This window comes from Burkholderia stabilis, from assembly GCF_001742165.1.
GTDB lineage: Bacteria > Pseudomonadota > Gammaproteobacteria > Burkholderiales > Burkholderiaceae > Burkholderia > Burkholderia stabilis.
On the sequence record NZ_CP016442.1, the window covers coordinates 525,865 to 547,928 of the forward strand.

A 22,064-nucleotide genomic window follows, 5' to 3' on the forward strand; every position below is an offset into this window, starting at 1 on the left:
CAAGGAACGCTCCACATGATCTATCCGTGGCAGACCGACGACTGGAACCGCCTGCAGCAACTGCGCGCGCAATGGCCGCATGCGCTGCTGCTGCACGGCCAGGCCGGGATCGGCAAGCTGCAGTTCGCGCAGCATCTCGCGCAGGGCTTCCTGTGCGAAGCGCCGCGGCCGAACGGCGAGCCGTGCGGCGCGTGCGCGGCGTGCACGTGGTTCACGCAGGGCAACCATCCGGACTACCGGATCGTGCTGCCCGAGGCGCTGGCCGGCGAGGCGCCGGGCGCGACGGACGACGCGAAACCGGCCGACGCGGACGAAGGCGGCAAGAAAACGCGCGCGCCGAGCAAGGAAATCAAGATCGAGCAGGTGCGCGCGCTGCTCGACTTCTGCGGAGTCGGTTCGCACCGCGGCGGCGCGCGCGTCGTCGTGCTGTACCCGGCCGAGGCGCTCAACGTCGCCGCATCGAACGCGCTGCTGAAAACGCTGGAGGAGCCGCCGTCCGGCGTCGTGTTCCTGCTCGTGTCGGCGCGCATCGACCGCCTGCTGCCGACGATCATCAGCCGCTGCCGGCAGTGGCCGATGACCGTGCCGGCGCCCGACGCGGCCGCGGCCTGGCTCGCGGCGCAGGGCGTCGCCGATGCGCCCGCGCTGCTCGCCGAAGCCGGCGGCGCGCCGCTCGCCGCGCTGGCGCTCGCGAGCGACGAGAATCGCCCGCTGCGCGACTACACGCTCGGGCAGCTCGCGGCCGGCGCGGCATGCGATCCGTTCGCGTGCGGCGAGACGCTGCAGAAACTGCCGGTGCCGCTGGTGCTCGGCTGGCTGCAGCGCTGGCTGTACGATCTGCTCGCGCAGCGGATGGCGGGCGCGCCGCGTTACTTCCCGATGCACGCGGCGGCGCTTGCGCGCTGCGCGGAGTCGGTCGACGCGAACGCGTTCGCGCGCTTCATGAAGGCCGTGACGCGCCAGCGGACAGTCGAGAACCATCCGCTCAACGCGCGGCTCGTATTCGAGGAATTGTTTCTCGGATATCGCGAAATGTTCGCGTGATCCCGCATTGTTTCCCGTGTATTGCGAAACGATGACCGGCTCACGCAGCGACGCGACCGCGGCCTGCCGGCCCGCGAACGCCGCCCGTTGCCGCACGCCGGCGAGCGCCTGAGCGCCGGCCTTACGAATTCAGGAAACACGATGTTCGTCGATTCTCACTGCCACATCAATTTCAAGGGCCTGGCCGACCGCCTGCCTGCCGTTCTCGAAAACATGCGCGAACACGACGTCACGCACGCGCTGTGCGTGTCGGTCGATTTCGAGACGCTGCCCGACGTGCTCGCGATCGCGGACGCGCACGACAACGTCTACGCGTCGGTCGGCGTGCATCCCGATCACGAGGACGCGCGGGAGCCGACGCTCGCGGAGCTCGTCGAGCTGGCCGCGCACCCGAAGGTCGTCGCGATCGGCGAAACGGGCCTCGACTACTACCGCCTCGAAGGCCGCTCGATCGCCGACATGGAATGGCAGCGCGAGCGCTTTCGCACGCACATCCGCGCCGCGACTGCGACGATGAAGCCGCTGATCATCCATACGCGCTCGTCGTCGGAGGACACGCTGCGGATCATGGCGGAGGAGCGAGCGGACGTGCCGGGCGGCGTGATGCATTGCTTCACCGAGCCGTGGTCCGTTGCCGAGCAGGCGCTCGCGCAGAACTTTCATATCTCGCTGTCGGGCATCGTCACGTTCAAGAACGCGACCGACGTGCAGGACGTCGCGCGGCGCGTGCCGCTCGACCGGCTGCTGATCGAGACCGACTCGCCGTACCTCGCGCCGGTGCCGTATCGCGGCAAGCCGAATGAACCTGCGTACGTCAGCCATGTCGGACGTTTTATCGCATCCGAGCGCGGGATCGCCGTCGAGGCGCTCGCCGATGCGACGACGCAGAACTTTTTCCGGCTGTTCAAGATCGCCCGCTAACGACGCGCGCGCAGCCGACAACCCAGGGAAGGAGCCCACAACAATGACTCAGCCGACCAATCATCTGCCCAAACGCGCACTCGTCGCCGCCGCGCTGGTCGCGAGCAGCCTGTTCGCCGCCGCCGGCGCGCAGGCCGAGTCGCTCGACGCGATCGTCAAGGCAGTCAAGTTCGACGACATCGCCGACATCGGCAAACAACTGAAGAGCGGCAAGCTCGATCCGAACACGCTCGCGCCGAACGGCGATCCGCTGCTGGTGATCGCCGCGCGCGAGAAATCCGACAAGGTCGCGGCGGCGATCGCCACGACGCCGAACGTCGATCTCGAGAAGGAAGACAAGGCCGGCGAGAACGCGCTGATGCTCGCGTCGCTGAACGGCGACGTCCCGCTCGTCAAGCTGCTGATCGACAAGGGCGCGGAAGTCAGCAAGAAGGGCTGGGCGCCGCTGCACTATGCGGCGACCAACGGGCAGGACGCGGTCGTCAAGATCCTGCTCGACCACGACGCGTATATCGACACCGCGTCGCCGAACGGCACGACGCCGCTGATGATGGCCGCGCGCGGCAACCACGCGTCGACGGTCACGCTGCTGCTCGACCAGGGCGCCGATCCGCAGGTGAAGAACCAGCTCGGCATCACCGCGCTCGAGTTCGCGAAGCACTACAAGGCGCCGGACGCGATCGACATCCTGAGCAAGCGGACGGTGCGCGTCGGTGCATCGGCGCCGGCAGATGCGCAAAAGAGTGCAAAATGACGGTTTTCGGTGCGGCAGCCGGTGCGCGCCCGGCCGGTTTCCGGCCGGAACAGCGCGCCCCGGTGCCGCGCCGGCCAAGGCAGCAGGCGGTCTCGGGCCGCATTGACATAAGGAACACCATGTTGCGCGCAATGTTTTGTGCCGCGGCGTTTGCCGTGCCGTTGTCGGCGGCGGCTTTCACGGGCGCGGATCTCGACCGGCTCTGCGCGAAGACGGACGTCAAGTCGCGGGCGTCGTGCGCGGCCTACATCGAAGGCGCCGCCGACGGCGTCTACAACACCATCGATGCGATCGGCGGTACCACGGGGCCGCGTGTCGGCCAGTATTTCTGCCTGCCGCCCGACATCCGGGCGCAGCAGATGACCGATGCGGTGCGCAAGTACATCGCGGAAAATCCGAAACTGGCCGACTACAACGCGAGCACCGCGGTGTCGCTCGGTCTCGGCAAGGCGTTTCCCTGCCGGAGCGGCAACTGATTTGACACCGTGTCCGGGCGCATGCGTCGCCCGGACGTCGCCGACGCATCCAGGACGAGACGTGCGCGTCTCATCACCCAGGCATCCCGGGCGCCGATGATTTCAATCGAGGAACTGCAGCGCATCGCCGATGCGCCGCTGCATTCGTGGCTCGGCACGCTGTTCGTGTCGGTCATCGTCGTACTGGTCGTCGCGATCGTGCACCGTCTCGGCGCACGCATCGTCAAGCGCATCGCGCAGCCGTATCCGCTGATGAGCGCGATCCTGCGCTATATCGACAAGCCTTCGCTCGTCGTGCTCGCGCTGCTGGCGCTCCAGTTCCTGTGGGTCCAGGCGGACGACGGCATGTCGTTCGTGCGCGGCATGCGCACGGCGGCGGCGGTCGGCTCCATCGTGTCGCTCACGTGGCTGCTGGTGCGGCTCGCGGCCGGCGTCGGCGAAGCGATCATCCAGGCGCATCCGATCGATGCGGCCGACAATCTCCAGGCGCGGCGCATCCACACGCAGGCCCGGGTGCTGGTGCGGACCGTGATGGTGCTGATCGTGATCATCGGCACCGGCGCGGCGCTGATGACGTTCCCCAACGTGCGCCAGGTGGGCGCGAGCCTGCTGGCGTCGGCCGGCGTCGCGGGCCTGGTCGCCGGTATCGCCGCGCGGCCGGTGCTCGGCAACCTGATCGCCGGGCTGCAGATCGCGCTCACGCAGCCGATCCGGCTCGACGACGTGGTCGTGATCCAGGGCGAGTGGGGCCGTATCGAGGAAATCACCGGCTCGTTCGTGTCGGTGCGGTTGTGGGACCAGCGGCGCCTCGTCGTGCCGTTGCAATGGATCATCGAGAATCCGTTTCCGAACTGGACGCGCAGCAGCTCGGAAATCATTGGCACGGTCTACCTTTCGGTCGATTACCGCACGCCGCTCGCACCGCTGCGCGAGGAACTCGCGCGGCTCGTCCATGCGGCGCCCGAGTGGGACGGCCGCGTGCAGGTGCTGCAGGTGACCGACGCGACGGAGCGCGCGATGCAGTTGCGCGCGCTCGTCAGCGCGACCGATTCGTCGTCGTGCTGGGACCTGCGCTGCCGCGTGCGCGAAGGGTTGATCGCCTACCTGCAGGAGCGCTATCCGCAGTGCCTGCCGCGCAGCCGGATGGAGCTGTATCCGCACGAATCCGCGCCGGACGCGCCGAATCCTGAACGGCCGCACGCGCGGCCGCCCGCCGCCAGCACGGCGGCCAACACCGCAGCCGATCCCAAGGCCTCCGACGGCCGCTGAACGCGGCCCGCACACCTGTTCGCCATCCATCGCCATGACTGCGCTGAAGACGCTCGCCATCGCCAATTACCGCTCGCTGCGCGAGCTGATCGTGCCGCTCGCGGCGCTCAACGTCGTCACGGGGCCGAACGGCAGCGGCAAGTCGAGCGTGTACCGCGCGCTGCGGTTGCTCGCCGACACCGCGCAGGGCCGCGTGATCCCGTCGCTCGCGCGCGAGGGCGGGTTGCCGTCGACGCTGTGGGCCGGCCCCGAGCGTTTCTCGCGGGCGATGCTGGCCGGCGACGCGCCGGTGACGGGCACGGTGCGCAAGGGGCCCGTGAGCCTGAAGCTCGGTTTCGCGTGCGACGACTTCGGTTATTCGATCGACCTCGGCTTGCCGGTGCCGAGCAGTTCGCAGTTCGGGCTCGATCCGGTGGTCAAGCGCGAATGCATCTGGGGCGGCGCGCTGCTGCGCCCGTCGACGCTGCTGGTCGACCGGCAGGGCGCGCAGATCCGCACACGCGCCGCGTCCGGCGACTGGCAGACCGTGCCGCAGCCGGTCGCGAGCTTCGACAGCATGATGACCGAGTTCGCCGATCCGAGCGGCGCGCCCGAGATGATCGCGGTGCGCGAGCGGATCCGTTCGTGGCGTTTCTACGACCATTTCCGCACCGATGCGCAGGCGCCGGCTCGGCAATCGCATATCGGCACCCATACGCCGGTGCTGGCCGACGACGGCGCCGACCTGGCCGCTGCGCTGCAGACGATCCGCGAAATCGGCGACGGCGCGACGCTCGATGCGGCGCTCGACGATGCGTTTCCCGGCGCGTCGGTCGAGATCGACAATCCTGGCGGTCGCGGCCGCTTCGACGTGCTGATGCGTCAGCCGGGGCTGCTGCGGCCGCTCGCGGCGGCCGAGCTGTCCGACGGCACGCTGCGCTACCTGCTGCTCGCGGCCGCGTTGCTGACGCCGCGGCCGCCTGCGCTGATGGTGCTGAACGAACCGGAGACGAGCCTGCATCCCGATCTGCTGCCGGCGCTCGGCCGCCTGATCGCCCAGGCCGCGCAGCGCTCGCAGGTGCTCGTCGTGTCGCACGCGGCACGGCTCATCGCGACGCTCGAGCGTGAAGCCGGCTGCGAATCGCTGGTGCTCGACAAGCAGCTCGGCGCGACCGCGCTCGTCGATGCCGATACGCGCGACCTGCCGCCGTGGAAATGGCCGTCGCGCTGACGGGCCGGGCGAATCGGGCCGCCCGCGCCCGCTGCGGTGCGATCGGGCCGGACGGGACGAATGTATCCTGTCTGTAACAACGCCCATAAAATGCAAGACCGGCGGTCCAGGGCATCGGGATCGCGAATAATAGTGAGATATCCGGCTGGCGCCATGCCGGCCAGCGCTGCACGGCGCGGGGCGCGCGAAAGCGCACACGCCCGCCGGCCGCGCAGCGTGGGACAGGACACAGGAGACGTGGATCATGAGAATTGCGCAGATCGCCCCGCTGACCGAATCCGTGCCGCCGAAGCTGTACGGCGGCACCGAGCGCGTCGTGTCCTACATCACCGAGGCGCTCGTCGATCTCGGCCATGATGTGACGCTGTTCGCCAGCGGCGATTCGACCACGCGGGCGAAGCTCGAGCCGGTCTGGCCGCGTGCGCTGCGGCTCGATACATCGATCCGCGATCGCGTCGCGCCGCACATGCTGCTGATGGAGACGGTCGCGCGCCGCGCGAAGGAGTTCGACGTGCTCCATTTCCACATGGACTACTACTCGTTCTCGGTCTTCAACCGGCAGGAAACGCCGTACGTGACGACGCTGCACGGTCGCCTCGACCTGCCCGAGCAGCAGCCGGTGTTCGACACGTTCAACACGGCGCCGGTGATCTCGATTTCGAATTCGCAGCGCCAGCCGCTACCGCAGGCGAAATGGCTGACGACCGTCTATCACGGGCTGCCCGACACGCTGTACATGCCGCAGCCCGTCGAGCCGCGCTATCTCGCGTTCCTCGGCCGCATCTCGCCGGAGAAGCGCGTCGACACCGCGATCCGCATCGCCGGCCAGTGCGGGCTGCCGATCCGGATCGCCGCGAAGATCGACGCGGCCGACCAGGAATACTTCGAGCGCGAGATCAAGCCGCTTTTCTCGTTGCCGCATGTCGAATACATCGGCGAGATCGCCGATCACCAGAAGGCCGAATTCCTGTCGGGCGCGCATGCGCTGCTGTTCCCGATCGACTGGCCTGAGCCGTTCGGCCTCGTGATGATCGAAGCGATGTCGTGCGGCACGCCGGTGATCGCCTTCAATCGCGGCGCGGTACCGGAAGTGGTGGACGAGGGCGTGTCGGGTTTCATCGTCGAGGATGAAATCAGCGCGGTGGCCGCCGTGAACCGGCTGCACCTGCTGCCGCGCGCACGCGTGCGGCAGCGCTTCGAGGCGCGCTTCACGTCGCGCCGGATGGCGCAGCAATACGTCGACGTCTACCAGTCGGTGATCCGCGCGCAGAAGCGCTCGCGCTTCAAGGTGATCGACTCGACGACCTGACGCGGGGCGCGGGCGGATAAAAAAACGGCGATGCCCGCGAGGACATCGCCGTTTGCGCATGGCCCGCGCGCGGTGCGCACGGGCGGTGCGCGAGCGTCAGATCTTGAGCTTCGTGACCTTCGTGCCGTTGATCGACACGTCGCCCATCAGGCCCGCGTTCGTCAGCACGACGACCTGGACCGGCGCGGTGGCCGTGGTCGTGTCGATCGCGCCGTTCGCGCCCATCTTCACGAGCGCGACCGATGCGCCTGCGCCGGCGGCCCAGCCGTCCGAGCCGCGGAATTCGTCGAGCGCTTCCTGCGTCATGAACAGGAACACGATCGCCTTCGATTGCGCGCCGGCCTGCAGGCCCACCGACAGCGACGACGTGTTGTAGTAGCCGACCGTGCTGCCGCCGACGCGCAGCGCGCCGTTGCCGGACTGGCCGCCGACGATGAAGCCGGCCTGGATCACGTCGGGGAAGACCAGCACGCCGCGCGATTTCGCGACGAGTTCACGCGAACCCTTGACCGTGGAATACAGGCGCGACAGCGTCGCGTCGACACTCGAGTCGATCGCCTGACGCTTCGACGCGCTGGTCGCGGCATTGTCAGGCTTGTCCGGGGTGGTGGTGCAACCGGTGAGCGCGAGGCTACCGACGATGAGCGCAGCGGCGGCTTTCAGCACAAGATTCCGTTTTTGCATCGTTCTTCTCCATCGGATGATGTTCGGAGTGAGTCTCGCTCACGGAGCGGATCACCTCGGCAGTTATATCACAGCGGATTACAGCCTCTTTTCGTTCGCGCGTGAAAAAGCGTCAAATCGCTTGGGTATGTCGCGGCGCGCCAACGGACGAGCCGGCGCCCGCGCGGCGGCGGCACGCCGGAAAGCGACGGCAAGGGAACGCCCGCGCGTCAGTGCGTGACCGGCGGGACAGGGGGCTTGATCGGCGGGCGGCGCAGCGCGCGGCGGATCAGCGCGATCACGACGCCGAACGCGAACAGGAAGGCGGCCGGTACGACCCAGTAGCCGACGAACGCATGCCACAGATAGCTCGCGAGCGTATTGCGGCGCACCACGTATTCGGCGCGGGCCGCCTGCTGGCGCGGCGCGTTGGCGGCGAGCACGTCGGCCGGGCAGCCGGCTGCGCGCGCCTCGTCAGGATCCCCGTGGCACTTCGCGGCGGCGCCGGCTGCCTGCTGCGCGTCGGTGAGCTGCCAGGTGGTCAGTGCGAGCTGCAGGTCCGCCTTGTTGTAGGCCATTTCCTCGCGGATCTCGCGCACGGCGACGATCGCGACGGGCACGGCCCAGAATACGATCACGATCAGCCAGCGGCGGAACCAGCGGTGTTGTCTCCATGCCATCCATGCCTCCGTTTGACGCGCGTGCGCGTCCGGCTCGAGGGCGGCCCGATGGCGCTTCTTGTACTTGGGTGGGCCGCGTTGCAGCCATCATAGAAGAAAACGCGGCGAATTGCCGCACCATGTGGCGGCGCAGGCACGGCGGGCCGGGAAAGCGGGGCGGGAGAGCGTGAAACGCACGCGTCGATGCGCGTGCAACGAAAACAAAAATGCCGCGCCCGCCGAAGCGGTGCGCGGCATTCGAGGCGGGAGCGCCGGGACTCAGGCGGCCGGCTGGCTGCTCAGGCAGCTCTTCATGAACGCCTTGCGGTCGTCGCCTTTCTTGCCGGTGGCCTGCGTATTGCATGCCTTCATCTTCTCTTGCTGCGTCATCGCCTTCGCAGGCTTCGCCGACAGGCAGTCCTTCATGAACGCCTTGCGTTCGTCGCCCGTCTTGCCGGTTGCCTGGGTGTTACAGGCCTTCATCTTGTCCTGCTGGCTGTTCGCCGCGAACGCGGGGGAAGCCAGCATGCCGCCGAGAAGCACTGCGGCTACGAGCGATTGGATTTTCATTTCGACACTCCCATGGGGTGAATTGCGTTTTATTGACGCCGTCACGAAGCACGTCGCGATGAGGATAGGGCCGCATCGCACCGTGCGCTCCGATTATGGCAAATCAATGTGAAAACACCAAAACGGCACTTCCTATAACGTTGCGGACGCCACGACCGTTGACGGCGCGCGCGACCGGGCGATCGGGACAAACCATGACACGCGCGGCGGCCGGCGTCGGTCGTGCCGCCGGAACCTGCCGGATCCCGGCCGCGAGCCATTACAATCGCGGCCATGAATACTTCGAATTCCGCATCCTCCCCGTCCGCGGCGGCCTTGCCGCGGATCGCCGTGCTCGCCACCGGCGGCACGATCGCCGGCGCCGCGCCCGACGCGGCCAGCACGGCCGGTTACCAGGCCGGCGCGCTCGGCGTCAATTTCCTGGTCGACGCGGTGCCGGCGCTCGCATCGGTCGCGCGCATCGACGCCGAGCAGATCGCCAGCATCGACAGCAAGGATCTCGCGCTGCCGCTGTGGAATACGCTCGCCGCGCGGATCGACGCGCTGATGGCCGATCCGGCGATCGACGGCATCGTCGTCACCCACGGCACCGACACGCTCGAGGAAACCGCATATGCGCTGCATCTGGTCGTGAAAGGCGACAAGCCGGTCGTGCTGACGGCTGCGATGCGGCCGGCGACCGCGCTGTCGTCCGATGGCCCGCTGAACCTGCTGAACGCGGTCACCGTGGCGGCTCATCCGTCCGCGCGCGGACAGGGCGTGCTGGTCGCGTTCAACAACCGGATCCACGGCGCGCGCGACGTCGTGAAGACGAGCACCTATGCGGTCGATGCGTTCCAGTCGCCGGAACTCGGCGCACTCGGCTGGGTGCAGGACGGCCGCGTCGAATTCGCGCGCCGCGTCACGCGTTCGCGCGACGCGCAACTGGCGATCGCCGCTGCGTGGCCGCCCGTCGAAGTCGTCACGAGTTACGCAGGCGTGACGCGCACGGCCGTCGACGCGCTGGTCGCGGCCGGCGTGCGCGGGCTCGTGGTCGCGGGCACGGGCAACGGGTCGATCCACGCGACGCTGCAGGCGGCGCTGGCCGATGCGGCGAACGCGGGCGTTGCGGTGGTCCGTGCATCGCGTGTCGGTTCGGGGCACGTGATGCGCAACGGCGCGGCCAACGACGACGCGCTCGGCTTCGTGAGCGCAGGGTCGCTGGGCCCGTTCAAGGCGCGCGTGCTGTTGATGCTCGCGCTCGCGAACGGCATTCACGATCGCGGCGCGCTGCAGCATGCATTCGATACGCTGTAACGGATACGAGACGATCGGGCGGCACGCGTCGCCCATGAAAAAGGCAGGCCATCGGCCTGCCTTTTTTGCGTCAGTCCGGCAAGGATGCTCAGGACTGCGGCGGAATCACCAGCTTCTGGCCCGGGTAGATCCGGTCCGGGCTCGACAGCATCGGCTTGTTCGCTTCGAAGATCACCGGGTACTTGTTCGCGTCGCCGTACACTTCCTTGGCGATCGCCGACAGCGTGTCGCCCGGCTTCACGTCGTGGTACTGCACTTCAGGATCGTCCGGCTGCAGATCGTCGTCGTTGACGCCCGCGACGCCTTGCACGTTGCCAGCGGCGACCTTGACCTTCGCCTTCGTGTCGAGATCTGCAACGCTGCCCGACAGCGTGACGGTGCGCGATGCGCCGTCGAACGCGACCGTCAGGTTCGACGTGTCGAGACCCTGCGAGCTGATGTAGTTCTTGATTGCGTCGGCCGCGGTCTGGTTCGCGGCATTCGGATCTTCCGCCGCTTGCGCGTCGGCATGACCCAGCAGTTTTTCACCCGCCTCTTTGATAAACGAAAGAAGACCCATCGCTGCACTCCTTAGGGAAACGCTGATCAATGAGCCTGTCGTCCGCATAACGGACGAGGCAGGTTGCAATTTTCAGATTGACGTAGGAATTTGACGACATGCGAGGTGAGTTTCGCTCGTATTCGGGCCTCACTTCCCGCGTTTTTCACACACATGACGGATTGCTCCCATGAGTCGACAACAGCTGATTTTTCGCGATCACCAGGTTCGCCAGCGCGAACAGACTGAACAGCTGTGCCGTGTTCCTGGCTAGACCCTTGTAGCGCACCTTGCGATGACGAAACAGGTTCTTCACGACATGAAACGGATGCTCGACCCGGGCGCGGATCTGCGCCTTGGTTCGCTCGACCGCGATCACGAGGTCCTTCAGCGGACCTTCCTGCATCGCCCTGATCTTTCCGCGCTTGAGCGCCACGTGCCACTTCACCGTCTTGCCCTTCATCTCCTCGCGCTTGTCCACGCCGGTGTAGCCCGCATCGCCAAACGCTTCCTGCTCATGACCGTGCAGCAGGGCGTGGGCCTGCGATACGTCCGGCTCGTTGGCCGCCGTGGTGACCACGCTATGCACCAGACCCGAGTCGGCGTCGACGCCGACATGGGCCTTCATGCCGAAATACCAGTCGTTGCCCTTCTTCGTCTGATGCATCTCCGGGTCACGGCTCTTCCCGGCGTTCTTCGTGGACGGCGCAGCCTCGAAGATCGTCGCATCCACCAGCGTGCCTTCCTTCATCATCAGCCCGCGCTCGCACAACTCGATGCCGATCTCGTCGAACAGCTTTCGCGTCAGTGCGTGCTCGACCAGCAGGCGCCGGAATTTCAACAGCGTGGTGGCGTCCGGCACGTTCTCGCGCGCCAGGTCGATGCCCGCGAAGGCGCGCATCGCGATGCTGTCGTAGAGCGCATCTTCAAGCCCTTCGTCCGACAACCCGTACCACTGCTGCAGCAAGTAGATCCGCAGCATCCGTTCCAGGCCAATCGGCGGCCGGCCACGCTCGCCCTTCGGGTAATACGGCCCGATCACCGACAGCAGCCGCGACCAAGGGACGACCTTCTCCATCTCGGCCAGAAAGCGTTGACGCTTGGTCACCCGCTTCTTGCCCGCACTTTCCGCTTCCGCAAAACCGATCTGCCGCTGCATCGTCGTGGGTCCGTTCCGTGAGCTTCTTTCTACAACGCCCTTGGCCTCGTCAGCGATGACCGCCAAGCCGAATTGATCAGTGTTTCCTTAGGTGGTTGAAAAGAAAACGCGCCGTGAAGTGGCGAAAAAAACACCGCGCTGGGCGCATTCACCGGGGTGAACGCAAGCGCGGCGGTTTTCTCGAAAGGCGTGGCGAAAGTGTAGGCGTTCAGCGCGACGATTGCATGAAAAATCGCACGCTTGAACGTAAAGAAATGTAATACGCGAAATCCGACAGGCGGACACCCGACGACGACGTCTGACCGACCAAGGCTTCCCCGGCGCCGCCGGGTGCCGCTGCGGACCCCACCACGCCGCTCTCAGCCCAGAGCGGCGTTTTTCGCCCCGTCCCGCATGCTGTTGGCAATGCGAAGCGGGGCGCCCCACCGTGATGCGCGAGTGCGTCGCGCATCGATGCGACCGGCCGCGGCCGGATCGCGCGTGTTCTTCGCGCGCCTCCGCCATTGCAGCGGAACCGCGCGTCGTTGCATCCGCGTTACGCGGCCGGCGTCTGGCCGATTTCGAAGTTCGACATGATCTCGAGCGCACGCACGAGTGCCGAGTGATCCCATGCCTTGCCGCCGTGCGATGCGCACACGCTGAACAGCTGCTGCGCGCTCGCGGTGTGCGGCAGTGCGAGGCCGAGCTTGCGTGCGCCGTCGAGCGCGAGGTTCAGGTCCTTCTGGTGCAGCTCGATGCGGAAGCCCGGATCGAACGTGCGCTTCGTCATCCGCGCGCCGTGCACTTCGAGGATGCGCGAGGCGGCGAAGCCGCCCATCAGCGCCTGGCGAACGCGTTCCGGATCGGCGCCCGAGCGTGCGGCGAACAGCAGCGCTTCGCCGACGGCTTCGATGTTCAGCGCGACGATGATCTGGTTCGCGACCTTGCAGGTCTGGCCCGCGCCGTTGTCGCCGACGAGCGTGATGTTTTTGCCCATCTTCTCGAACAGCGGCTTCGCGCGCTCGAATGCCTTCTCCGGGCCGCCGACCATGATCGTCAGCGACGCTTCGCGTGCGCCGACTTCGCCGCCGGACACCGGCGCGTCGAGGTAGTCGCAGCCGAGCGCGTTGATCTGCTTCGCGAATTCCTGCGTGTCGAGCGGCGAGATCGAGCTCATGTCGATCACGAGCTTGCCGGCCGTCAGGCCCTTCGCGACGCCGTCGTCGGCGAACAGCACGTTACGCACGTCGGGCGTATCCGGCACCATCACGACGATGACTTCCGCGTTCTGCGCGACTTCGGTCGAATTCGCGACGACCTTGGCGCTCGCACGCAGGTCGTCCGGGATCGGGAACGCGCCGTTCACGACGAGCTGGTGGTCGCCCTTGAGCAGGTTGCGCGCCATGTGCGCGCCCATGATGCCGAGGCCGATGAAACCGATGGTTGCCATGTGAAAGTCTCCTATAGGGGCGTATGCGGGAAGGGCGGTGCTCAGGCGGCGCGGCGCGCCGAGCCCGGCGCGCAGCCGGCGACGCTTTGCAGCCAGCCGAGGCCTTCCGTCGTGGTGGTGCGGGGCTTGTATTCGCAGCCGACGTAGCCGGCATAGCCGAGCCGGTCGAGCAGCGCGAACAGGAACGCGTAGTTGATCTCGCCCGTGCCCGGTTCGTTGCGGCCCGGGTTGTCCGCGAGCTGGACGTGGCCGATCGATGCGAGGTTGCGTTCGATCGTCGCGGCCAGTTCGCCTTCCATGCGTTGCATGTGATAGATGTCGTACTGCAGGAACAGGTTGTCCGAGCCGACCGCGCGGATCACGTCGAGCCCTTCGGACGAGCGGTTCAGCGCGAAGCCCGGGATGTCGAAGCTGTTGCACGGCTCGACGAGCAGGCGGATGCCTTCGCGCTTCAGTGCATCGGCGGCAAAGCGCAGGTTGTCGACGATCGTGACGAACGTCTTGTCGCGCGCCGTGCTCGCCGACGGGATGCCGACGAGGCAGTTCAGCTGCGGCACCTTCAGCGCCTTCGCGTACTCGATCGCACGGCCGACACCTTCCTGGAATTCGCCGACGCGATCCGGCAGGCACGCGATGCCGCGCTCGCCCTGATCCCAGTTGCCGGCGGGCAGGTTGTGCAGCACGAGGCGCAGGCGGTGCGTCTCGAGCCGCTCGGCGAGTTCCTCTTTCGCAAACGGGTACGGGAACAGGAACTCGACGGCGTCGAAGCCCGCGTCCGCGGCCGCCTTGAAGCGGTCGAGGAACGGCACTTCGTTGAACAGCATGGTTAGGTTTGCAGCAAACTTCGGCATGAGCTAAGCCTCTTCGGTCGGTCAGTCAAAAATGTCTTGCGGATCAGTCGAGCATCGAGATTGCGGTCGGCGCGTGCTCGGCCTTCTCGGCCAGATCTTCGAATTCGTTGATCGCGTCGATTTCGGTGCCCATCGAGATGTTCGTCACACGCTCGAGGATCACTTCGACGACCACCGGCACGCTGAATTGCTCGGCGAGCGATTGCGCCTGACGCAGCGCCGGTTCGATCTCTTCCGGCTTGAACACGCGCAGCGCCTTGCAGCCGAGGCCTTCGGCAACGGCCACGTGGTCGACGCCATAACCGTTCAGTTCCGGCGCATTCACGTTGTCGAATGCGAGCTGCACGCAGTAGTCCATGTCGAACGCGCGCTGCGCCTGGCGGATCAGGCCGAGGTACGAGTTGTTCACGACGACGTGCACGTACGGCAGCTTGAATTGCGCGCCGGCTGCCAGTTCTTCGATCATGAACTGGAAGTCGTAGTCGCCGGACAGCGCGACGATCGGGCGGCTCGGGTCTGCAGCACGCACGCCGAGCGCGGCGGGGATCGTCCAGCCGAGCGGGCCGGCCTGGCCGCAGTTGATCCAGTTGCGTGCCTTGAACACGTGCAGGAACTGCGCGGCGGCGATCTGCGACAGGCCGATCGTGCTGACGTAGCACGTATCGCGGCCGAACACCTTGTTCATTTCTTCGTACACGCGCTGCGGCTTGACCGGCACGTTGTCGAAGTGCGTCTTGCGTTGCAGCGTGCGCTTGCGTTCCTGGCATTCCGAGACCCATGCGCTGCGGTCCTTCAGCTTGCCGGCCGCCTTCCATTCCTGCGCGACGGCGACGAACAGTTCCAGCGCGGCCTTCGCGTCCGACACGATGCCGAGATCCGGGCCGAACACGCGGCCGATCTGCGTCGGCTCGATGTCGACGTGCACGAACTTGCGGCCCTTCGTGTAGACCTCGACGCTGCCCGTGTGGCGGTTCGCCCAGCGGTTGCCGATGCCGAGTACGAAGTCGGAGGCGAGCATCGTCGCGTTGCCGTAGCGGTGCGACGTCTGCAGGCCGACCATGCCGGCCATCAGCGGGTGATCGTCCGGAATCGCGCCCCACGACATCAGCGTCGGGATCACCGGCACGCCGATCGTTTCGGCGAACTGCACGAGCAGGTCTTCGGCCGCTGCGTTGAGCACGCCGCCGCCCGACACGATCAGCGGCTTGTCCGCGTCGTTGAGCATCGCGAGCGCCTTCTCGATCTGCGCGCGGGAGGCCGCGGGCTTGTAGACCGGCAGCGGTTCATACGTGTCGATGTCGAATTCGATTTCGGCGAGCTGCACGTCGATCGGCAGGTCGACCAGCACCGGGCCCGGACGGCCCGAACGCATCAGGTGGAATGCCTGCTGGAACACGCGCGGCACGAGCGCCGGTTCGCGCACGGTGACGGCCCACTTGGTGACCGGCTTCGCGATCGACTCGATGTCGACGGCCTGGAAGTCTTCCTTGTACAGGCGGGCGCGCGGCGCCTGGCCCGTGATCGCGAGGATCGGAATCGAGTCGGCCGATGCGGAGTAGAGGCCCGTGATCATGTCGGTGCCGGCGGGGCCCGACGTGCCGATACACACGCCGATGTTGCCCGGTGCGGCACGCGTGAAGCCTTCGGCCATGTGCGAAGCGCCTTCGACGTGGCGGGCCAGCACGTGGCTGATGCCCCCCGACTTGCGCATCGCGGAGTAAAACGGGTTGATTGCTGCGCCCGGCACGCCGAACGCGGTCTGGATGCCTTCCTTCTCCAGCACGAGCACTGCTGCGTCGACGGCTCTCATCTTGGCCATGAATGTCTCCTTGAATGTGGCGGAATCTTGCGAATGGGTCTGTTGGGAACACTTTAGGGATGCATGAAAGGTTTGATAAGATCAGCCGCAGTCGCTTATTTCGAAACTAAAAGTATGGAATGACGGCCGGACGGGGCTTCCCGCCGGTGTCGGAACAAAGACGGAGACGGGAGATGGATCGCTTCAAGCAGATCGAGACGTTCGTGCGGGTCGCCGATGCCGGCAGCCTCGCGGCGGCGGCGCTCGAGGAGGGCGTGTCGCCGGTGGTGCTCGGGCGGCGCATCGACGCGCTCGAGAAGCGCCTCGGCGTGAAGCTGATGTACCGCTCGACGCGGCGGCTGGTGGTCAGCGAGGAGGGCGCGGCATTCCTCGAGCGCTGTCGCGGGCTGCTGTCCGAATGGGATCAGGCCGAGAACGAGCTGGCCGCCGGCCGGCGCGCGGTCAGCGGGCACCTGATCGTGTCCGCGCCGGCCGCGTTCGGGCGCAAGCACGTCGCGCCGCACGCGCCCGGCTTTCTTGCCGACAAACCCGAGATGCAGCTGTCGTTCAACCTGACCGACCGCGTCGTCGATCTCGTGCGCGAAGGCTACGACCTGTCGATCCGGATCGGCGGCGCGGTCGATCCGAACTTCGTCGCGGTGAAGCTCGCGTCGAACCGGCGCGTCGTGTGCGGCACGCCGGAGTATTTCCGCCGGCACGGTCGGCCGAAGTCGCTCGACGACCTGCTGAAGCACAACTGCCTCGCGTTCAACCTGCAGGGCGGGCAGAACCGCGGCTGGTATTTCCAGCGCCACGGCAAGATCGCGACGATGCGCGTGGCGGGCAATCTCGACTGCAACGACGGCGAGCTGCTGCACCGCTGGGTGGCCGAAGGCCTCGGGCTCGGCTGGCGCTCGACGTGGGAAATCGCCGCGCAGCTCGAAACGGGCGAGCTCGAGACCGTACTCGACGAATACGCGCTGCCCGACTACGACATCCTCGCGGTCTACCCGCAGCAGCGCTACGTGCCGGCGCGCGTGCGCTATTTCATCGACTACCTGCGCGCCGCGTACGCGCGCCCTGGTTACTGGAGCACCACGCCGTAATGGCGGTGGGCCCGTCCGGCGATTTTTTTACGCTTCATGCGCGCGGCGCGGGAATAAACTCGACGCAACGACGGTAAGGTCATCAAGCGTGCACGTTGCCGGTCTGTCCGGGCGCCGGGCGCGGAACGGGCGCGGCTTCGGCCGTCGGGACCAGGGAGGTCATGTGGGGCAAGCCGGACAGGCGGTCGAAGAGCGGGCGGCGGACGATGCGATAGCGCGCGGCGAGCGGTTTCGCACGCTCGTGCTGCCGCATCTCGACGCTGCGTACAACCTCGCGCGCTGGTTGAGCGGTAACGCCGGCGATGCGGACGACGTCGTCCAGGACGCGTGCATGCGCGCGCTGCGCTTCGTCGATTCGTGTCGCGGCGACAACGCGCGGCCGTGGCTGCTGACGATCGTGCGCCACACCTGGTACACCGAGTGGCGGCGGCGCACGCATGCGCACGAGGTCGCGCTGCCCGACACGCTCGACGACACCGACGTCCCCGACGACTGGCAACCCGCGACCGAGGATCCGCTTGCGCAATTGCTGCGCGGCGAGAACGTGCGGCTCGTGAATGAGGCGCTCGCGAAGCTGCCGCCCGAATACCGCGAGGTGCTCGTGCTGCGCGAGATGGAGGGCCTGAGTTACCGCGAGATCGCGGCGATCGCGGACGTGCCGGTCGGCACCGTGATGTCGCGGTTGGCGCGCGGCCGCCGCAAGCTCGCTGTGCTGCTGGGCGACGAGCACGCGCCCGCGGCGGCCACAGGCCGGCCGGGCCGTACGCCGGCAGGCGGAACCGCATCGGAGGCTATCGATGGACTGTAACGAAGCGCGAGCGTTGCTGGACGCGGACGTCGACCGCGAGTTGTCGGCGCCCGATGCGTTGCGTGTCCAGCAGCATGTCGAAGGGTGCGATGCGTGCCGCCGCGAACGCGCGCGGATCGTCACGCTGGTGCAGGCCGTGCGGCAGGCCGATTATCACCGCGCGCCGGAGGCGCTGCGGGCGAGCATCCTCGCCAGTCTGCCGGCGACGGACGACGTACATTCCCGCGAGCCGTCGCGGGCGGAGCCGGAGCCGGAGCGTGAGTCCTCGCCGCGATCGCAGCCGCGGCCGCGCAGCCGTCGCTGGTTCGCCTGGCTGGGCGGCGGCGCCTCGGCGCATCCGGCACGCCCGACACCGGCCGGTTCGGGGCCGCGCGTCGCGGCGCTGCCTGGGCTGGGCTGGGGTGTCGCGTTGATGGTCGCGCTCGCGGCGGCGGCCGGGATGGCGCTGTCCGCGCATCATGCCGATACCGACCGCACGGTCGACGAGCTCGTCGCGAGCCACGTGCGGGCCGGCCTGTCGGCGCGCGACATCGACGTGATCTCGACCGACCGCCACACGGTCAAGCCCTGGTTCAACGGCCGGCTCGACTATGCGCCGCCGGTCGAAGACCTCGCGGCGAACGGCTTCGCGCTGGTCGGCGGCCGGCTCGACTACGTCGGGCGGCGCCGCGTCGCGGTGCTCGTCTACCGTTACCGGCAGCACGTGATCGACGTCTACGTGCGGCCGGCCGGCGAAAGCGCAGCGGGCGCGCCGTACACGACCGTGTCGCAGGGCTATTCGCTCGACCGCTGGGATGCGGCCGGGATGACGTGGTGGGCCGTGACCGACGCCGAACCGTCGGCGCTCGCGGCGTTCAGGACGGCGCTCGACGCTCGACTCGCCGGCACGCGCACCGAGTGACGGGGCGCCCGTCCGGGCTCCGACCCCGATCGCGCAAAGGACGAAGGGCCGCGGCTTCTGCTGGCGCGGCCCTTCAAGTCTTTGAAAACACGGCCGAATCCGGTCGTGAGTCATCGATTGGCCTTGCATGAGCCCCGTATCCGGGTTAGAATCTTCGGCTTCTCACTTGCCACACCGGTTCAGACGCCCGGGTGGCTTTAATCCACAAGGAGTGTGTAATGCGTCATTACGAAATCGTATTCATCGTGCACCCCGATCAGAGCGAGCAAGTGCCCGCAATGATCGAGCGTTACAAGACCACGATCACGTCGCACGGCGGTCAGATCCACCGCGTCGAAGACTGGGGCCGTCGCCAACTGGCCTACATGATCGAGAAACTCGCGAAGGCTCACTACGTCTGCATGAACATCGAGTGCGACCAGACGACGCTCGACGAACTCGAACACGCGTTCAAGTTCAACGACGCCGTGCTGCGCCACCTCATCGTCAAGATGAAGAAGGCCGAAACCGGCCCGTCGCCGATGATGAAGGAAGTTCAGCGCGAAGAAGCCAAGAAGGCGGCTGCAGCTCAGCCGACCGAAGCGCAGGCTTAAGTTCGTCATTCATTAAGCCATCAAGGAGCGCGCCACTCACGTGAACAGGTTGCAATTGAAGGCGAGCGTCGTCGAACGCGCACCGGTGCGATATACGCCGGCAGGTGTTCCGATCGCAAGCGCCACGTTGCATCACCGCACGGAAGTCGTCGAAGCAGGCATTCCCCGTCAGGTCGAAATGACGATCGAGGCGGTGGCGGCCGGTGAGGCGAGCGGCAAGCTGGAAAGCCGTGAAATGGGCGTCGAAACGCTGTTCACGGGCTTCCTGGCAAAGAAAAGCCGCAACGCGAGAACCTTGGTGTTTCACATCACAGCATTGCAGGACATTGGAAAGGACTGAAATCATGCCCCGCCCGACTGGTAAGAAATTCGACAAGCGTCGTCAGCAACAAAACCCGCTCTTCAAGCGCAAGAAGTTCTGCCGTTTCACGGCAGCCGGTGTCGAGCAGATCGACTACAAGGACACGGAAACGCTGAAGGACTTCATCGGCGAAAACGGCAAGATCACGCCGGCTCGTCTGACGGGTACGAAGGCGCACTATCAGCGTCAGCTGGATACGGCAATCAAGCGCGCGCGTTTCCTCGCGCTGATGCCGTACACCGATCAGCACAAGGCGTAACCCGGCGACGCAATAAGGAGAATTCGAATGCAAATCATTCTGTTGGAAAAAGTCGCCAATCTGGGTAACCTCGGCGACATCGTCAAGGTCAAGGACGGTTACGCTCGCAACTTCCTGATCCCGAACCGCAAGGCTCGCCGTGCAACGAAGGAAGCGATCGCCGAATTCGAAGTGCGCCGCGCTGAACTCGAAAAGCTCGCCGCTGAAAAGCTGGCAGCGTCGCAGGCAGTCGGCGAGAAGCTGAACGGCCAGACGTTCGAAATCACGCAGAAGTCGGGCGTTGACGGCCGTCTGTTCGGCTCGGTCACGAACGGCGACATCGCGGAACTGCTGAAGAAGGCAGGTTTCGAAGTCGAGAAGCTGCAAGTTCGCATGCCGGAAGGCCCGCTGAAGATGATCGGCGAGCACAACGTCCAGGTCGCGCTGCACACGGACGTCATCGTCGACGTCACGGTCAACGTGATCGGCGACCACGCGTAAGCGTACGCAGTCTTTCCGGGCGGCTTCCGTCGTCCGGACAAGGGCAGGCGTCCGGGCAACCGGGGCCTGCCTTTTTTATTGCCCGTTCATCGGCGGCCGGTATGGCGTCGTCCTGTGTAATTCGCGATAATCCCAACCCATGAACGCGCCGCAAGATCCTCAAATCGAATCGCTGAAAGTCCCGCCGCATTCGGTCGAAGCCGAACAGTCGGTGCTCGGCGGCCTGTTGCTCGACAACGCCGCGTGGGACCGGATCGCCGACTTCCTGTCGCAGGGCGATTTCTACCGTTATGACCACCGGATCATCTACGAGCACATCGGCCGCCTGATCGCGTCGACGCGCCCGGCCGACGTCGTGACCGTGTACGAAGCGCTGACCACGTCCGGCAAGGCCGATGACGTCGGCGGCCTCGCCTATCTGAATGCGCTCGCGCAGAACACGCCGAGCGCCGCGAACATCCGCCGCTATGCGGAAATCGTGCGCGACCGTGCGGTGTTGCGCCGGCTCGTGTCGGTCGCCGATGAAATCTCGGCCGACGCGTTCAATCCGCAGGGCAAGGAAGTCCGCCAGCTGCTCGACGAAGCCGAATCGAAGGTGTTCTCGATCGCCGAAGATGGCGCGCGCGGCAACCAGGGCTTCCTCGAAATCGGCCCACTGCTCACGCAGGTCGTCGAGCGCATCGACACGCTGTACCACACCGCGAACCCGAGCGACGTCACGGGCACGCCGACGGGCTTCGTCGACCTCGACCGGATGACGTCCGGGATGCACGGCGGCGAGCTGATCATCGTGGCAGGGCGTCCGTCGATGGGCAAGACCGCGTTCTCGATGAACATCGGCGAGTACGTCGCGGTCGAGTACGGGCTGCCTGTCGCGGTGTTCTCGATGGAAATGCCGGGCACCCAGCTCGTGATGCGTATGCTCGGCTCGATCGGCCGGCTCGACCAGCACCGGATGCGCACGGGCCGCCTGACGGACGAGGACTGGCCGAAACTGACCCACGCGGTGCAGAAGATGAGCGAGGCACAGCTGTTCATCGACGAGACGGGCGGCTTGAATCCGATGGAATTGCGTTCGCGCGCGCGACGTCTCGCGCGGCAGTGCGGCAAGCTCGGCCTGATCATCGTCGACTACCTGCAGCTGATGTCGGGTTCGTCGCAGGGCGAGAACCGTGCAACCGAAATTTCGGAAATTTCACGTTCGCTGAAGAGTCTGGCGAAGGAACTCGACGTGCCGGTGATCGCGCTGTCGCAGCTGAACCGCGGCCTGGAACAGCGGCCGAACAAGCGGCCGGTGATGTCGGATTTGCGCGAATCGGGCGCAATCGAACAGGATGCGGACGTGATCCTGTTCATTTATCGCGATGAGGTCTACAATCCCGACAGCCCTGACAAGGGGACGGCCGAGATCATCATCGGCAAGCAGCGTAACGGTCCGATCGGGCCCGTTCGGCTCACGTTCCTGGGGCAATACACGAAGTTCGATAATTTTGCCGGGGCGCAGACCTTCTACGGCGAGTAACGCCGGTTGTAAACCCTTATTTCGCCAAATGTTGTATCCAATCCCGGCGCGCGCATAAGCGCGCGTCGCGTCGCGACCGAAACCGGTA

Annotated in this window: 24 protein-coding genes; 16 read left to right on the forward strand and 8 right to left on the reverse strand. The window is 66.4% G+C overall.

Going from position 1 to position 22,064, the window contains the following annotated elements; all coding sequences use genetic code 11:
• Positions 1-15: 15 nt before the first annotated feature.
• The 7 genes from BBJ41_RS02530 to BBJ41_RS02560 all read left to right on the forward strand — a co-directional run bounded on the left by BBJ41_RS02530 (position 16) and on the right by BBJ41_RS02560 (position 6,983).
• Positions 16-1,044 (forward strand): DNA polymerase III subunit delta', encoded by a 1,029-nt coding sequence (locus BBJ41_RS02530; RefSeq protein ID WP_069745178.1) that lies wholly within the window; start codon positions 16-18, stop codon positions 1,042-1,044.
• 141 nt (positions 1,045-1,185) lie between these two features.
• Complete coding sequence (locus tag BBJ41_RS02535) at positions 1,186-1,965, forward strand: TatD family hydrolase (protein WP_069747549.1); 780 nt, start codon at positions 1,186-1,188, stop codon at positions 1,963-1,965.
• A 43-nt stretch (positions 1,966-2,008) separates the two neighbouring features.
• Positions 2,009-2,719: an ankyrin repeat domain-containing protein gene (locus BBJ41_RS02540; protein ID WP_069745179.1), complete on the forward strand. Its 711-nt coding sequence runs from the start codon at positions 2,009-2,011 to the stop codon at positions 2,717-2,719.
• Positions 2,720-2,838: 119 nt separating this feature from the next.
• Complete coding sequence (locus tag BBJ41_RS02545; RefSeq protein ID WP_006485939.1) at positions 2,839-3,195, forward strand: Rap1a/Tai family immunity protein; 357 nt, start codon at positions 2,839-2,841, stop codon at positions 3,193-3,195.
• Positions 3,196-3,291: 96 nt separating this feature from the next.
• Positions 3,292-4,464, forward strand: coding sequence for a mechanosensitive ion channel family protein (locus tag BBJ41_RS02550; RefSeq protein ID WP_069745180.1), 1,173 nt, complete (start codon positions 3,292-3,294; stop codon positions 4,462-4,464).
• 34 nt (positions 4,465-4,498) lie between these two features.
• Positions 4,499-5,674, forward strand: a complete 1,176-nt coding sequence (locus BBJ41_RS02555) for an AAA family ATPase (protein ID WP_069745181.1) — start codon at positions 4,499-4,501, stop codon at positions 5,672-5,674.
• Between the two features lie 244 nt (positions 5,675-5,918).
• Entirely contained in the window at positions 5,919-6,983 is a 1,065-nt protein-coding gene (locus BBJ41_RS02560; RefSeq protein ID WP_069745182.1) for a glycosyltransferase family 4 protein, read from the forward strand.
• Positions 6,984-7,079: 96 nt separating this feature from the next.
• On the opposite strand, the gene BBJ41_RS02565 is transcribed toward BBJ41_RS02560, so the two are convergent.
• The 3 genes from BBJ41_RS02565 to BBJ41_RS02575 all read right to left on the reverse strand — a co-directional run bounded on the left by BBJ41_RS02565 (position 7,080) and on the right by BBJ41_RS02575 (position 8,875).
• Entirely contained in the window at positions 7,080-7,667 is a 588-nt protein-coding gene (locus BBJ41_RS02565) for a BPSL1445 family SYLF domain-containing lipoprotein (protein WP_069745183.1), read from the reverse strand.
• A 209-nt stretch (positions 7,668-7,876) separates the two neighbouring features.
• A complete protein-coding gene (locus BBJ41_RS02570; RefSeq protein ID WP_069745184.1) occupies positions 7,877-8,326 on the reverse strand; it encodes a hypothetical protein in 450 nt (149 codons plus the stop codon).
• A 258-nt stretch (positions 8,327-8,584) separates the two neighbouring features.
• Positions 8,585-8,875 (reverse strand): PsiF family protein, encoded by a 291-nt coding sequence (locus BBJ41_RS02575; RefSeq protein ID WP_006761523.1) that lies wholly within the window; start codon positions 8,873-8,875, stop codon positions 8,585-8,587.
• 273 nt (positions 8,876-9,148) lie between these two features.
• Here BBJ41_RS02575 and BBJ41_RS02580 point away from each other — a divergent pair, with 273 nt between their 5' ends.
• Positions 9,149-10,171 carry an asparaginase gene (locus BBJ41_RS02580; RefSeq protein ID WP_069745185.1) on the forward strand — a complete coding sequence of 341 codons (1,023 nt, stop codon included), beginning with the start codon at positions 9,149-9,151 and terminating at the stop codon, positions 10,169-10,171.
• 88 nt (positions 10,172-10,259) lie between these two features.
• On the opposite strand, the gene lysM is transcribed toward BBJ41_RS02580, so the two are convergent.
• The 5 genes from lysM to gcl all read right to left on the reverse strand — a co-directional run bounded on the left by lysM (position 10,260) and on the right by gcl (position 15,967).
• Positions 10,260-10,730 carry a peptidoglycan-binding protein LysM gene (gene lysM, locus BBJ41_RS02585; RefSeq protein ID WP_006478617.1) on the reverse strand — a complete coding sequence of 157 codons (471 nt, stop codon included), beginning with the start codon at positions 10,728-10,730 and terminating at the stop codon, positions 10,260-10,262.
• A gap of 145 nt (positions 10,731-10,875) precedes the next feature.
• Positions 10,876-11,868, reverse strand: a complete 993-nt coding sequence (locus BBJ41_RS02590) for an IS5-like element ISBmu23 family transposase (protein ID WP_007182917.1) — start codon at positions 11,866-11,868, stop codon at positions 10,876-10,878.
• A 535-nt stretch (positions 11,869-12,403) separates the two neighbouring features.
• Positions 12,404-13,297, reverse strand: a complete 894-nt coding sequence (locus tag BBJ41_RS02595; protein ID WP_069745186.1) for a 2-hydroxy-3-oxopropionate reductase — start codon at positions 13,295-13,297, stop codon at positions 12,404-12,406.
• 41 nt (positions 13,298-13,338) lie between these two features.
• Positions 13,339-14,148, reverse strand: coding sequence for a hydroxypyruvate isomerase (gene hyi, locus BBJ41_RS02600; protein ID WP_069745187.1), 810 nt, complete (start codon positions 14,146-14,148; stop codon positions 13,339-13,341).
• Positions 14,149-14,191: 43 nt separating this feature from the next.
• On the reverse strand, positions 14,192-15,967 hold the full coding sequence (gene gcl, locus BBJ41_RS02605; RefSeq protein WP_069745188.1) for a glyoxylate carboligase: 1,776 nt from the start codon (positions 15,965-15,967) through the stop codon (positions 14,192-14,194).
• 173 nt (positions 15,968-16,140) lie between these two features.
• Here gcl and BBJ41_RS02610 point away from each other — a divergent pair, with 173 nt between their 5' ends.
• The 8 genes from BBJ41_RS02610 to BBJ41_RS02645 all read left to right on the forward strand — a co-directional run bounded on the left by BBJ41_RS02610 (position 16,141) and on the right by BBJ41_RS02645 (position 21,976).
• Positions 16,141-17,052 (forward strand): LysR family transcriptional regulator, encoded by a 912-nt coding sequence (locus BBJ41_RS02610; protein WP_069745189.1) that lies wholly within the window; start codon positions 16,141-16,143, stop codon positions 17,050-17,052.
• A gap of 163 nt (positions 17,053-17,215) precedes the next feature.
• On the forward strand, positions 17,216-17,860 hold the full coding sequence (locus BBJ41_RS02615) for an RNA polymerase sigma factor (RefSeq protein ID WP_069745190.1): 645 nt from the start codon (positions 17,216-17,218) through the stop codon (positions 17,858-17,860).
• The gene (locus tag BBJ41_RS02620) at positions 17,850-18,761 is read left to right on the forward strand and encodes an anti-sigma factor family protein (RefSeq protein WP_069745191.1); all 912 of its coding nucleotides are present in this window, start codon (positions 17,850-17,852) and stop codon (positions 18,759-18,761) included. Before BBJ41_RS02615 ends, BBJ41_RS02620 begins: the two co-directional genes overlap by 11 nt.
• A 218-nt stretch (positions 18,762-18,979) precedes the next feature.
• Entirely contained in the window at positions 18,980-19,354 is a 375-nt protein-coding gene (gene rpsF / locus BBJ41_RS02625; protein ID WP_006402295.1) for a 30S ribosomal protein S6, read from the forward strand.
• Positions 19,355-19,394: 40 nt separating this feature from the next.
• The gene (gene priB / locus BBJ41_RS02630; protein ID WP_069745192.1) at positions 19,395-19,694 is read left to right on the forward strand and encodes a primosomal replication protein N; all 300 of its coding nucleotides are present in this window, start codon (positions 19,395-19,397) and stop codon (positions 19,692-19,694) included.
• Positions 19,695-19,698: 4 nt separating this feature from the next.
• Positions 19,699-19,974 carry a 30S ribosomal protein S18 gene (rpsR, locus tag BBJ41_RS02635; protein ID WP_047900883.1) on the forward strand — a complete coding sequence of 92 codons (276 nt, stop codon included), beginning with the start codon at positions 19,699-19,701 and terminating at the stop codon, positions 19,972-19,974.
• Positions 19,975-20,001: 27 nt separating this feature from the next.
• Positions 20,002-20,454 (forward strand): 50S ribosomal protein L9, encoded by a 453-nt coding sequence (gene rplI, locus BBJ41_RS02640; protein ID WP_069745193.1) that lies wholly within the window; start codon positions 20,002-20,004, stop codon positions 20,452-20,454.
• A gap of 139 nt (positions 20,455-20,593) precedes the next feature.
• Positions 20,594-21,976: a replicative DNA helicase gene (locus BBJ41_RS02645; RefSeq protein WP_011352313.1), complete on the forward strand. Its 1,383-nt coding sequence runs from the start codon at positions 20,594-20,596 to the stop codon at positions 21,974-21,976.
• Positions 21,977-22,064: the final 88 nt, after the last annotated feature.